This is a genomic window from Nostoc sp. (assembly GCF_036916575.1).
GTDB lineage: Bacteria > Cyanobacteriota > Cyanobacteriia > Cyanobacteriales > Nostocaceae > Nostoc.
This window is the reverse complement of record NZ_JBALGC010000148.1, coordinates 1-13,669: the sequence shown is the minus strand read 5'-3', so window position 1 is coordinate 13,669 and position 13,669 is coordinate 1. Positions and strand designations below refer to the sequence as shown.

The 13,669-nt window shown below is 43.0% G+C and carries 9 protein-coding genes and 1 tRNA gene; 7 read left to right on the top strand and 3 right to left on the bottom strand.

Annotated elements, in window-relative coordinates; translation table 11 throughout:
• Nucleotides 1–21 precede the first annotated feature (21 nt).
• The 7 genes from V7L29_RS33575 to V7L29_RS33545 all read left to right on the top strand — a co-directional run bounded on the left by V7L29_RS33575 (nucleotide 22) and on the right by V7L29_RS33545 (nucleotide 9,285).
• Nucleotides 22–243 carry an AAA domain-containing protein gene (locus V7L29_RS33575; protein WP_442944312.1) on the top strand — a complete coding sequence of 74 codons (222 nt, stop codon included), beginning with the start codon at nucleotides 22–24 and terminating at the stop codon, nucleotides 241–243.
• A complete protein-coding gene (locus V7L29_RS33570; RefSeq protein ID WP_334738203.1) occupies nucleotides 221–2,050 on the top strand; it encodes a hypothetical protein in 1,830 nt (609 codons plus the stop codon). Before V7L29_RS33575 ends, V7L29_RS33570 begins: the two co-directional genes overlap by 23 nt.
• A gap of 717 nt (nucleotides 2,051–2,767) precedes the next feature.
• Nucleotides 2,768–3,907 carry a glutamate--cysteine ligase gene (gene gshA / locus V7L29_RS33565; RefSeq protein WP_334738202.1) on the top strand — a complete coding sequence of 380 codons (1,140 nt, stop codon included), beginning with the start codon at nucleotides 2,768–2,770 and terminating at the stop codon, nucleotides 3,905–3,907.
• A 534-nt stretch (nucleotides 3,908–4,441) separates the two neighbouring features.
• Nucleotides 4,442–4,903, top strand: coding sequence for a tRNA (cytidine(34)-2'-O)-methyltransferase (locus tag V7L29_RS33560; RefSeq protein ID WP_334688336.1), 462 nt, complete (start codon nucleotides 4,442–4,444; stop codon nucleotides 4,901–4,903).
• Between the two features lie 804 nt (nucleotides 4,904–5,707).
• Entirely contained in the window at nucleotides 5,708–8,005 is a 2,298-nt protein-coding gene (locus V7L29_RS33555; RefSeq protein WP_334738201.1) for a LysM peptidoglycan-binding domain-containing M23 family metallopeptidase, read from the top strand.
• A 168-nt stretch (nucleotides 8,006–8,173) separates the two neighbouring features.
• Nucleotides 8,174–8,247, top strand: a tRNA-Met gene (locus tag V7L29_RS33550).
• Nucleotides 8,248–9,027: 780 nt separating this feature from the next.
• Nucleotides 9,028–9,285: a hypothetical protein gene (locus tag V7L29_RS33545; RefSeq protein ID WP_273766102.1), complete on the top strand. Its 258-nt coding sequence runs from the start codon at nucleotides 9,028–9,030 to the stop codon at nucleotides 9,283–9,285.
• Nucleotides 9,286–9,552: 267 nt separating this feature from the next.
• Here V7L29_RS33545 and V7L29_RS33540 read toward each other — a convergent pair whose 3' ends face one another.
• The 3 genes from V7L29_RS33540 to V7L29_RS33530 all read right to left on the bottom strand — a co-directional run.
• The gene (locus tag V7L29_RS33540) at nucleotides 9,553–10,362 is read right to left on the bottom strand and encodes a hypothetical protein (protein ID WP_334738200.1); all 810 of its coding nucleotides are present in this window, start codon (nucleotides 10,360–10,362) and stop codon (nucleotides 9,553–9,555) included.
• A 252-nt stretch (nucleotides 10,363–10,614) separates the two neighbouring features.
• Complete coding sequence (locus tag V7L29_RS33535) at nucleotides 10,615–12,978, bottom strand: Swt1 family HEPN domain-containing protein (RefSeq protein WP_334738199.1); 2,364 nt, start codon at nucleotides 12,976–12,978, stop codon at nucleotides 10,615–10,617.
• Between the two features lie 87 nt (nucleotides 12,979–13,065).
• Nucleotides 13,066–13,669 (bottom strand): endonuclease domain-containing protein (locus V7L29_RS33530; protein ID WP_334738198.1); only part of this gene is annotated, 604 nt, incomplete at its 5' end.

The following is a 13,669-nucleotide window of genomic DNA, read 5'->3' as shown; positions in this document are numbered from 1 at the left end:
ATGTAACGACCTGTTGTAATTGTGAGTATGGTTCGCAATAATAGTAAAAGAGATGTGGGATTTGCCAAAAAATCAGAACGAGTTAACGTTGCATTTTCCCGTGCTCAAGAACTACTAGTAATTGTGGGTTGTCATTCGCTATTTACTCAGCAACGTGGACAAGTCGGGAGTATGTACTCCGAAGTTTCAAATATTGTGCGTCTACATGGAGGTTTCGTTGATGTTTCTCGCCTCTTCTGCTAAACCGATTGATGACAATCTCAAAAAACTGGTAGACGAAATAGAAACGCAAAGTCCTAGTTTATCAGTTTTAGCAGCGCGTGAATTACGTTATAGTTTGGGGCAAACTCAGGTAGAAGTAAACATTAAGAAACCTCGCCAGTTTAACGTACTTGAAGAATTTATTATCCGCGCCGCTATTGAATTTAAACCTCCGCCAACAGAGGATGAATTAGCATCTGTACTTGGGCTTGATTCTGTATTTATTAAAACTACTACTGCAACTCTTCGTTCCTTACAAACTCTATCACCAACATCGCCACTAACAGTTACTCCTGAAGGTCGCTTATTTTTTGAAAAAGGATCTGTACCACAGCCGCCATATCCTATACAAATTTATGCTATTACAGACCCTTTAAGCGACAAGATAACCTTTCAATCAGAATCCTTAAATGAGACAACGATGACTTTACCTGACTTGGCAGACTTTATCACTATCGATCATACAATTGCTGATATTGCTTCCTTACCCCTTGAGGAAATCCAAAAAAGTATTCAAGTTTCAGGTCTAGCACTTCATGTACCAGAAGAGGGAAAAATCGTAACTTCCTGTAGGGTGCTAGCTTCGACTCAAAAAATTTGGAGGAAGATATCGCTTTTCGTTATCTTCGATGCCCTTGAAGATAAGTTGAGTATCCAAATAAGAAATGGAAAGCAAATATTAGAGTCAGCATCAAATTGGTTAGAAGTACTACACGCTGAAGGAAAAATATCTTTGCAAACATTATGTAAATTGTCAACTGAAACCATCAATTTTGAACGTGAGGCCATTCTTAAGCAAAAAAACACTGAAATAGAAGCTCGACTCGAAAATATTCGCCAAAAGGCGCTAGAAGCTGCTACAAAAGCTGGTAATAAAGTAGATAGTTCTACAGTGTTAGGTGAAGCTGTACAGTTACGCGATGGACAAATTACTCAAACTTTTTCAGAAGTTTTAAATTCGGCAAAAGGTCAGGTTGTAATATATTCTCCTTGGGTGAATCAGACAGTTGTAAATGAAAAATTTCTAACTCTGTTACAGAAATTAGCTAATGGTGGAGTTTGGATTTTAATTGGATATGGAATTTCGCGGCGACAAGAAGATGAAGATAAACCAATTTCACCAGAAGTAGAGAAAAAACTTCGAGCGGTAAAAACACCTGATGGTTTACCATCTGTACAGGTTTTTTGGTTAGGAGATTCCCATGTTAAAGAAGTAATAGTTGATCAGAAAATTCATCTTTGTGGGTCTCATAACTGGCTATCTTATCGCGGTGACTACCTACCACGCGGTGAGTCAGTTTATAAAGTTACAATTCCCCATCAAGTAAAGGAAGCCTATGAATTTATCGCCAATCGCTTCCAAAATCACGCTCAAAAATTATGGGAAAATGCTCTAAAAAACCGTAATTTTCAACTTGCTATAGAGCCTTTGTGCATTTGGGGTGCGCTAGGTATGGAAGATATTGCACTCAAACAGATACAGCAAAACAATTGGCTAGAACTTCTGCCTGTGTGGTTGAATGTAGCACTTCAAGGGTTAAGGTCGAAGAATATACAAGCTGATTCAGCAAGTTTTAAAACGGCACTTTCGTTGCTGAATCAGGTTTCTCTTGAACAGACTTTTATTGAGTTATTGCAACAGGGATGGTGTAAAGTTATCGGCGCGCTCGCTACTAACAATCCTAAAACTGCTTTAAACTTACTTAGTGATGAAGTATGGGCACAGTTTCTACGTCTCAATATTGTTCAAGAGAGTGATTCACCTAATGATTTTATATTGCAACAGTAGACCTCTTGCATAATTTGCCTAGAAACTTGACCGAACAATTCGCAATTCGCAGTGACGCTACGCACAGTCGCTAACGCTACGAAGAGAGCAATTCGCTTTTTAAGGACATAATTGAAAAATTGATCCATCCTTGGTGTCAAAGCCCCTAATTTTAATTATGTAAAAATTAAAACACGTAGGCTCAATATCCAAGCCCCTAACTTTAGTTATGGGGTAATAATTGCTCCTTCGTAGCGGGGCGTTCGCTTTTAGCGTCTCGCAGAGAAGCCCATTGCGAATTGTCAATTGCGAATTGGAAATGACATACAAAGCTTTCCTTGTCAGTATACAGAGCAAGATTCAAGTAGGATTCCTATAGTGGTATGCAGGCAAACCAAATATCTATCTAAAGTTATATATTTTTTATTTTTAATTAGCACGCAATGCCAAATAAAAAACCCATAAAACGGAGTGTTTTTAGTCTACGCTAACTGTCTAAAACGACCGAATTTGAATAACATACATAATGTCTATTTGTACAGTGCGTAAATCATAATTAGGATATTTTTCATACTTAAGTAATAATAATTTTCTGAAGGACAACCAAGAAATCCGTCGTTCTGATTTTGCGCGAGTTGGCAATTAAATGATTCTTAAGCTTTGATTAACTTAAAGATAGATCCAGAGATTCGTCTAATTCGATACAATTTATAGGCAGAGAGAGCCGAGGAGAACAACGTGGTCTTATTAAAGGGCTTTGAGATTGAGATGTATACTGGCACGCCTCAAGGTGAAATCGTCGGTCTCTCCGATAAAATTGTTGCAGCTTTGGGTGGATTTATGCGGGAGCCAGATAGCCGCAACGTCGAATACATAACCGAACCATGCGATAATTACGAGAATTTATTGTGTGCCTTGCTGCGTCCCCGGCGGGAGTTGCGAAACTACCTCAATCGCTTGGGCGATTACACCTTGATACCGGGGAGTACTTTATCTTTGGGTGGGAGCGATCGCTTTGTGCGTTCTGATCCAGCAAACCCCTATCATGACTACATTGAGAACACCTACGGGACTAAAGTAGTCACCGCCAGCGTACATATCAATGTCGGCATCAGCGACCCAGAAGTATTAATGCGGGCATGTCGGGTGATCCGTATGGAAGCACCTCTATTTCTCGCCCTCAGTGCCTCTTCTCCCTTCCTGGATGGCAAAACTACTGGCTATCACTCCACCCGTTGGGGCGTCTTCCCGCAAACGCCTAGCCATGTGCCATTATTTGCCAGCCACGCCGATCATATCCAGTGGGTGGAAAATCAACTTGTTACAGGAACTATGCAAAACGTGCGGCATTTATGGGTATCAGTGCGACCAAATGGTGATCGCCGTCCCTATGACTTGAATCGCCTAGAATTGCGAATTTGCGATTTAGTCACAGATCCCATTGCCTTGCTAGCCATTACTGCCTTATTAGAAGCGCGTTTGTTGCAAATAATCGAAAATCCTAGCATCGATCCGTTAACCCAAAGCACCTTCTCTGGTGAAGAACTCGTCACCCTGACTGCTGACAACGAAGCTGCTGCTGCTGCTGGTAGTCTCGATGCTCAACTGAGGCATTGGCAAGATGGCAGAAGCATCCTAGCCAGAGATTGGATTGCTCAAATGTACCAAGATGTTTGGGCGATCGCCAAACAACGAGGCTTTAGCTGTTTCCTTTCCCCTTTGCATAAAATCCTTCGCGAAGGCAATGAAGCTCAACAGTGGTTGCAATTACACGCAGTCGGTTTTGACAGCCAACGCGTCATCACTCAGGCTATTGTCGCCACCCAAGAGCGCGAAATCGAACTTGAAAACAAATTGTGCTCGTCCCTACTGGCTTAACTGAAGAGGCATTGGGCATTGCTTATTTGAACCTATCCCACTAATAAGATTTGTGCTCCAAAGCTTAAGCTGATTGAGAATTAAAAACGAAAAATCAAGGTTTTCAAACACATTTTACGAAAAGAAGTAGGTATTTTTAGAATAGTGGGATAGGTTCTTATTATTTATTTATTTCTCCCTTGTCCCCTTGTCCCCTTGTCCCCTCATCTCCCCTAATCCCTACTCCCCAGTCTCCGGTCTATAATCTCTGCCTGCATATCATGTCTTCAGACAAATGGTAGATTTTTTTTGGAGACACCACTAACCCTAAAAGACACAAGCACCTAACTTTTTCTAAATAAAACTTAATATTCTCTAATTTTAACCAAACATCTTCTCAGACAATGCTCTGGGAGGGTTTGAGCTTTATTTTAAAAATCTAATCAATGGAGGATGCTTGATTATTATTAATAAAACCTATGAATAGCCTCTACCTTTTAGTAGATTTAACGTTGACAATAGATTGTTTTATACAATACGTAAATTATACGGACAATGCCTCAGGTAGTTTTAGTTAACCCGCAAATCCCTCCTAATACAGGTAATATTGCCCGTACTTGTGCAGCTACGGGTACGGAGTTGCATTTGGTAGGCCCTTTGGGGTTTGAAATTAGCGATCGCTACCTCAAAAGAGCTGGCTTAGATTACTGGCCTTATGTCAAGCTACACTATCACGAATCACTAGAAGCTTTTAAAACCTTACATCAGGAACGTGGAGGCAGATGCTTGGGTTTTACTGTTGGTGGAAATTGTAATTATGTAAGCTTTCAGTTTCAACCTGATGATTGGCTGCTGTTTGGTAGTGAAACCACAGGCTTACCACCAGCAATTCTGTCAGATTGCGATGCTACCCTGTATATTCCCATGAGCCAACCGGGGGTTCGCAGCTTGAATCTGTCAGTGAGTGTGGCAATTAGCTTATTTGAAACCCGTCGTCAGTTAGGCTATTTACAATAGTTGTTTACCTTCACAATCATAAGTAAATATACTTAATGGTCTGTCCAGAAATCTATTAGACGAGTTATTTGTAACTGCAAAAAATTTCTTGGTTAGCGCAATAATATGTAAAACAATATACTTAAAATTGGATTTATCCATAAATTGTAGTGGAAGATACTTACAAACAAGGGAAGGTTATTATAAGAAATTTGTATATAAAACTTCGGATATTACCAAATTTGAATGATAGATTTTGATGAATTTGAAACATCCTAAATTAGGGAACAAAAGTGCTAAAACCTAGTCATGTCTCACATTTGAGCTATTTTAGCTCAATGAACGCCAGAAAGCAGCCCAAAAGTAGCCGATAGTTCATACGGTTGTTTTTTAGGGAATAATCAACGTAAAGTCTCGGTAAAGTCTCGTGTTGAGAAGACGGATTGGGTAGAAATATCTTGAAGATATCTACAGCAGGGGACATCACTTTTCCAGAAATCGCAGCAATTTAATTCTCAGCAGCGACTATGGACGAGTCTAATAGTTTGTCCAATCCCCGCGATTGACGCAAGACAAGCGCGGACAATGGTAAAGAGTAAAACGTCCTAAGTGGTGTTAGGAGTGGTTCGGACAAGTAAACACAGCAAATTTTAAGTTTTGCTCACACGTGTGAACTTGTCTAAATCAGAGAAGCAGGTTAATCTTGCGTAAGCATCTCTGGTGAATGTGATCTTGATCTATCGTTCGTTGTGATCTAAATCATTGACTAGTATCCAACTGAAAAATCGAGGTCAGTTAAGCGCTAGTGATCATAGGAGGTCGTCTTTGAAACGAGCATTGAAAAAGAGAGTAAAAGCTGTGTTGAACAATAACCCCAGCAGCGATGAAGCCCCGGTAGAACTGCTAAATGTGATCAATCCAAAAGTTAACCGCCGGGTGCGGACAAAAGCCGCCATGATTGGCTTGGCAATCTCTATGGGAGCAACCAGCCTTTTGGTGACTCGACAAAGCGATCAAGCCCAAGCAGCGGTACCTGTAGGCAGCCAAAAGGCAACCTCAACAATTCCTGCTGTTCCTGACACTGAGGTGAAATTCGCCTCCACAAAGCTGGAGTCCCAAGCAGTCTCATCAGCGAGCGTGCCGGAAAATCCTGTGATCGTGGAACCAACGGCAGTCTCACAAGTGCCTGGGCTTGAAGCTAAATGGCAAGTTGCGGCAAGTGGAATGTCTTTGCAAGTTCCTGCATCAGAAACGTTTTCCCAAACAACAACAACGATTTATAAAAATTCCACCTACCTGAAGGCCAAAGTGGCACAGGGATTGAACCATACCTTAGCTGAGACTAGTTTTCCAACAGTCAATAATCTGTCTGACTCTAGTGCTGATGGTATTGGTATTACAAATGCATCACTAACTGCCCAGCTACAAACAGTGGCAACATCTGGCGCAGCCAACAGTGAAATAAATGCACAACTTAAGGCGCAACAAGAGTTCGCACTGAATCGCTTACAAGAAAAATCGAACCGTTTAAGAAAAAGTCTGGCGGAGTTGCGGTCTGGGGAGACCAAAAATTTATCACAAGCTGATATGGGGTTGGCGCAGCCGACGACTGTAGTTGAGAAGACTGTATTAGCCCAATCGGACACTTCTGGCCAAGCAAGCAAAGCAAACCTGATATCAAGGTTAAAACAGAAGACACGGACGAGTGCATCTGTACCAGTACCAGCGACACCAACACTTATTGCCTCCTCGACTCATACAGCCTACGAAGTTAAGCCTGGAGATACACTAGCAGCGATCGCCAGCAGATACAATACTTCAGTATCAGAATTAGTTAAGGCAAATAACCTTAATAATCCAAATCAACTGCAAATTAGTCAAAAACTGATTATTCCTGCTGTTCAACTTGAGGCAACTGTAGCGACTAAGCCTATTTTTGTAGAGTCTAGTAAAACTCCTCATGTTGCCACCTCCCATGTAAACATTGGTAGTGCCAACTCATATCTACCTACTTCACAATCACCAACTATTGCCGACAACAGAAGCGTTGCCGTCCCTACACCGGTAACTGTTCAGATTCAGGCAAATAGTGCGACCGACTCACAAATAGCCCCCCCCACGGCTAGTTCTTATGGCGTCGGTGGTGAAAGTCCAGTGCCAACAGCTTTTATCGAAATCCAACAGCCTAAAACACCAACAAATAGGATCGCAAGGGTAAACAATAATAATAACGACCGTTTGCGGGGCTTACAAGCGGAAATCCAGAGGTTACAGCAGAAATATCGCGCTCAACAGTCTGGTAACTTAGTTGTGCCAGCAGCAAGCGAAACTAATAATGCTGCGATGCTCACACCTATTTCTACCCCCAATAATTTCCCTGTACCCAACCCCGCGTCTCGACCGAACAGTGTAGCGATACCAATTCCAGTTCCTACACCTATTAGAGCTAGCTATAGCGTTCAGCCAATTAAGTCCCAATTTAGTGCTATTATACCAGCTAACGAGCCAGTAAATCCAGATTTCTTGCCCAATCTAGGCTCTCCTAGTCAGTGGACTCCCTCTGGCAATCCATCTGGCAAAAAGGTTGCAACGCCTGCTGGAAGAGTAAATGCCTCTGACTCCTTAGGAAAGATGCGGGGAACTACAGTTTCTCCACAGATGCGGATACCACCTTTGGCAGCAGTCGATCAATATCTGCCCAGACCAATTGACGAAACTATACCCCCTCCATCTAGCTCATCTATAGCTTACACATGGCCAGCAAAGGGCACCCTCACCTCTGGCTTTGGCTGGCGCTGGGGTAGATTGCACAAAGGGATTGACGTTGCTAACTCCACTGGCACGCCAGTTGTCGCCTCAGCTGACGGTACGATAGAAAAAGCTGGCTGGAATAATGGTGGTTATGGCAACCTTGTCGATATTCGTCATCCTGATGGCAGCATGACTCGCTATGGTCATAACAGCAAGATTCTGGTGCAACCTGGTCAGCTGGTGCATCAAGGAGAAACAATTGCTTTAATGGGTAGCACTGGTCATAGCACTGGCCCACACAGCCACTTTGAAATCCATCCACCAGGTAAAGGTGCTGTTAACCCAATAGCCTTTCTACCAAATCGCCTCTAATTCTTGAATAGTCTGTAACTAAATCATTGCCTTGTTAGTTGAGGGAGTTTACCTCCCTCTTTTGCTTTCTATGACCTCAACAGGGATAGAAGTTCTAACAAAATTGCCAAATGGGCTAGTCTTGAGCAAGTTTGTATGCTATATTAGTTAATAATTTGAATAAATCATGGCTCAGTAGCTCAGTTGGTTAGAGCACGGGACTCATAAGCCTGGGGTCGTTGGTTCAACTCCGACCTGAGCCACTTTAAAAGTTAATCTATATAAGGGTTTCAGCTCCTAGTCATCAGTTGTACATTCACAAATTAGATGTCGCCCTTCACAAATTAATGTCGCTCTTTCACTAATTGGTGTCGTAGCTTATTCCAGATAACCGTTCACAAACTAATGTCGCAATATTTAGAGACTTATGACTGTGTACGGTGACTGGTCAACATCAGATTTGCCAAATAAAACACTATAAGCTTAAGTTTAACTCAAGCTCTAAAAACTTTTACTCTACCTTGCTTAAACAGAGAACTTTTGTTCTTTATAGTTAAGCAGGACGGAGTTGAACCCTTTCAACCCATACCCATATCTCGTAATTTTTATATTTTCACCAGCTCTGCACTGGAAGAATTTATATAACTTGTCCTTTCTTGCTCATCGTTAGGATTACATCTTCAATCCATTTTTCCAGGAAGGGTCATTGTAACAGCTCGATCAGAAATTGAAATTCTGACTACTCATGCTTTCAACCCGCTCAACATGGGAAGGGTCATTGTAACCATTCTCTAAAATTTCTAAATAGGGAAACTGAGGATCTTTCAACCCGCTCAACATGGGAAGGGTCATTGTAACAATTGCTGCTGAACACTTGGATGGGAAAACTTTACTTTCAACCCGCTCAACATGGGAAGGGTCATTGTAACCAAAGAGCTATTCTAGCTGTGTAGAGAGGATTACCTTTCAACCCGCTCAACATGGGAAGGGTCATTTAAGGTAAATAGAGTTATTACAGATTGAGAGTTCTAGCAGAAAGGAATATGGTAAAGCGGCAAACAACAAAATTGGGCAATCAAATCATTGTCAGAATGGACGATGAGACTAAGGAAGCTTTTATGGACAAAGCTAAAACTGAGGGCAAGACAGCCTCAGAATTAATCATGGGTTGGATTCGTTCTTACCTGGCTGAAGAATCCCAAGGAACTCCAGATTTAGCCAAAATGCAAGTGGACTTAGAGACATTAAAACAACAGGTTGCTGTACTCCAAAATGAATACTTGGGAAAATTAGCAGCCTGAGAGAAGAGAACGATTCTCTCAGGCGATGGATAGATGAAATTATTAGTTCTGCTCCCAAGATGCCAAAAAGCCCGTCAGATGTCTGACGGGTTTAGCTTTATTAAAACGATTGACTGTGATAGTTAATAATTTAGTTACTACAGGTAATAGCAATGTATTTACTGTAACTACAATGGCGATGTCTACGACGGGCTACGCCTACGTACTCTTGAGAGTGACGTAATGCTTTATCTTATTACTTTCTAACAAGGTTTATGTACCTCAACTTTATTCTTGTTCAAATTCCTGATTACTAAATTTGAGAACCCGGCAATTCTCGCTGACTGTGCGAATTACATTATCTGGTACTCCTTCAGGGACAGTGACCTGAAGTTCCAAGGTAATTTCTACTTCAGCATCTACCAAACTACTGAGGTGTTGAATAACCTCGTCTGCTATCTGTCCTACGTCACGTCGTAGCCGCAATGCGTCCAATTTGACTGAACCATAGAAACGTTTTGGTGGAACTATGACAGTTACTTGGCTATCAGAGGAGCCATTTTCTGTTATTACAGTGTCAATAGTTTTTTCTTTTTCAGTCTTATAGCTTTCTGTTTTTTCTTTAACTACTGGTGGAGTTACAGGTTTAACAACAGCATCTGCCTCAAACTGGCGTTGTGCTACTTCTGGCTTAACTATCAGATTTTGACTGCTAAGGGTTACGGTAATGTGTTCAGCTACTTTCAAACCAAGATAACGTCCTTTGGATTCATCCCAGCCTGTGGCATAAGCAAAGTTTTCATTCCACAGTAACGCTGCAACTCCTTGTGCGATCGCTTGTAATAGCACTTGTTGATTTTTGATGCGTGGCAGGTAAAGGTAGTACGCTAAGTACTCCCACAACTTTTTAAGGTCGAGGTGGTTTACATCGCGCCAGAGATATGGATCGAGAGCTTCCAGGCGCAGGCGACTAGCAGCATAGTTGGCAATCAAATGTTCTTCATGAACTGCTTTGCGACTTGCTTGCACAATAGGAGAGTCTTGCTTTTGCAATCGGATTTCTTGCCATTCAATCTCTCCTTGGGGGTCGGGTTGCATCGGCACGATAAGCCAGATGTAAGCTTCTTGAATTAAACTTTTTACATCTTTGTCGGTTTGCTGTTGTTTAGTTATCGCCTGATTGCTTTGAAAAACATCTAAGTTTAAGGCTTCTTTATCCCGAATAATCGAATTCCAGGCGAGGTACTGGCAAACAGATTCAGGACTTACGCACAGATAACGGAAAATCGAACCACAGAGTACGCAGTGGGCACGGAGAAATAAGAGTTTCAGAGAATTTTTGCGTAAGTCCTAAGATTGTTCTAATAGCTCCAGTTTTGCCTTATCTGGTGCCAGGAACAGCAACATATTTTTGCAGTACCGAGGACTGGCTCCTTTTTGGTTCAGTATTTCTTCGGCTCTGGTGCGGGCTTGGGTTTCGCTTTCCTTATTTTTATGGGGGTGCTGTGGCCCCATGACAACCAGCCTTACGGCCATTTCATCAGGAACATCTGCGGAGGAGCCGGGAGCAATATGTACTCCAGCAAACTCGCCGCGCTGCTTGTCAGCCTTTAATCGGAGAATAATTTCATCCCAAACTTTATCCTGATCCTGTTGGATTTGCTCAGCTCTGTCTTGGGCAAGTCTGGTGACACTAGGCTGAGTTGAGAACCAGTAACGAGTGTTATCGACATAAAGATGTGTAGACTGGTCGGTAAGTCGGCGCAAAGCATCGCCAAAAGTTGCCGCACTTTCCCCTGGTTGAACACACCCCAACTTGATCCGATGATCTTCTACGCCGCGATTAGCTGCTCTCAGAGTAGGAGCAGAACCAAGGTAAATTGTCCGAGCAACGCGGCGACAGGCAGAGTAACGTCCTAAGTTCGGGTTTTGGCGATCGCACGCCAATGGTAGAGAATTATATCCATCTACATCTTTTTCAATCACTGGCACCCAGTTATCTTCCAGGTAGCGAGTCAATTCTGTTTGTACCTGTCCGTCATCCATTGGCACGCTAGCAGGCATGATTAACAAACTTTTGTCCTGTCCTTCCCAAAGTGAATGAATCACCTTTGCCATCAGTCGCAGCACACCCCGCGTGCGTTGGAATTTGTCGAGAGTTGACCAGTCATTATAAAGTCGGTCAAACAGTTCTGGATGGATAGGATAAGCATTTTCTAGCCGTCGTTTATAACTAGCTTCTCGGCACTCACTAGGAAACTCCTGGGATTGGTTTTGGTACATTTCTGCAAAGGCACGGATGATGGCATCACGGGCAATAAAGCCATTTTCTTCGGTGATGGGTTGAAACAGCCGCCGCCGCACAATTTCAAAGCTTTCATCGGCAGTTGCTGGTCGCCAAGGAGATTCAACTCTGCCAATAGCATTTTTAAGTCTACTTAAGGCTGCTTTACCGCGATCGCCTCCAATCTCATTATCGGATGCCGGAATACTCACGACCAAAAGAGTTTGGTTAGCGTTTTTTGCCGACTCACTCAAAGTCTGGGCAAAGGTAAAGTGAGTGTCAAAACTGCCCCCCGGAAGGTCGTTTACTTCGTGAAGCTGTCGCGCATAAGCTACCCATTCATCAATTAAAATCAGGCAGGGTGCATAGCGGTTAAACAGCAGCCGGAGGGTATCGCCAGGGTTAGTTGAAGTTTCATCTGCTTCTCGAATCATTTCGTAGGCTTCCCTACCGCCTAGTTGCCAAGCTAATTCGCCCCAGAGTGTTCGGACAACTGTGCCATCTTTTTTAAGTTGAGGCTGACCCGGAGAAATTTTATTTCCTACCAGCACTGCTGTGTTTACTTTTGGCGGAGGTAAAACATTTGCTGCTTCCAACACTGGTTCCAATCCAGGTAACTTGGATGCTGGAACTCCCATAAACAGGTGGTATAGTGCCAGCATCGCGTGGGTTTTGCCGCCACCAAAGTTGGTTTGCAGTTCGATAACGGGGTCGCCTTTATTGCTAGAAAGGCGTAGCAAGGCATTTGTGAGCAGTTGCTTTAGCCCTTCGGTGAGAAAAGTGCGGCTAAAAAACTCTGTAGGTATGCGGTATTCGTCGGAACCTTCATCTAAATAAACTTGCCAGAGGTCGGCAGCAAATTCTGCTTGTTGGTAGCTACCAGAGGCAACATCTGGGTGAGGTGTAACAATTTCTCGCCAGGGTTTTAAACCGCCTACAGGATTGCCTTCTAGAGGTTGGAGAGTAGCACGACGAGTTTCACGACGGGCTTGTTCTGTAAAGCGTAGCCGCAAAAGTTCTTGTTTTTGTTTATCAACTTCATCTGCTTCTGGTGCGGAAAAAGCAGAAAGTAACCGCGATACGCTATCAAGAGCGCGATAGGCATCATCTGTAGAGAGTGGCTTGTTGTGCGCCCAAGAGTTGCGCGTGTCAATTAATTCCCCAACCAAGCTTCTTTCAGCATTGCCCAGAGTCTTTTTGAACACCTCACGCCACTGATTAGACATGAGTTTCAGTAGTGCTGATTCGTCCTGTTTGAGAATTTGCTGGACATTACGTCTTAGGCTGTGGTCTTCTGGAACAAAAGGTGTAGCGGCAACTACCCACTTATCGCCATAAACCGAACGCATTTCCCTTTCGACAAAAGGATATAAGCCATCTCTCAAAAGGTCTAGCACCCTGCCAACTCGTTCGCGGTTACTTACGGTCATAGATTTTTATACTAGTGTTTATAGTTAAATTTGCCCTCACCCCTGCCCCTCTCCCAGAATGGGAGAGGGGTAGAATTGCTCCCCTGCTCACGTTTTGGGAGAAGGGGCTGGGGGATGAGGGCTATTTTGGATAAAAGCGTGACTAATAATTTGTAAAGCCGCAGATAAATTTGTTTCCACTAACTCACTACTAACACGTACAAACCGCAATCCCAAAGATTCAAGTAATTCTTGACGGTGTTGATCTAGAATCTTTTGAGATTCATGAATGGTTCCGTCTACTTCAACAATTAAACGTTCAGCTGCACAAAAAAAATCAACAATAAAACAGCCAATTGGTTGCTGACGACGAAATTTCCTACCTTCTAACTTTCTATTTCGCAAGGCTTGCCAAAGGATGGCTTCACTGGGTGTAGGTTCTTTGCGAAACTGACGGGCTACCTCTTTCATTTTTTGGCGGAGGGCTGGGGGGACTTGCCATTTATCAGAAGCGCCCTCACCCCCAGCCCCTCTCCCATGCTGGGAGAGGGGAGTAGGATTAGTTTCTTGTGGTCTTGTTCCCCCTCTTTCAATTTGGGAGAGGGGGTTAGGGGGTGCTTTCAAGGGTAGGGATTTAAGAAAGGGGCAGTTTAATCGGTAAAATACAGAACTGAAGTCAAACCGCAAAAATATGTAAGAGAAATGCGGCAAA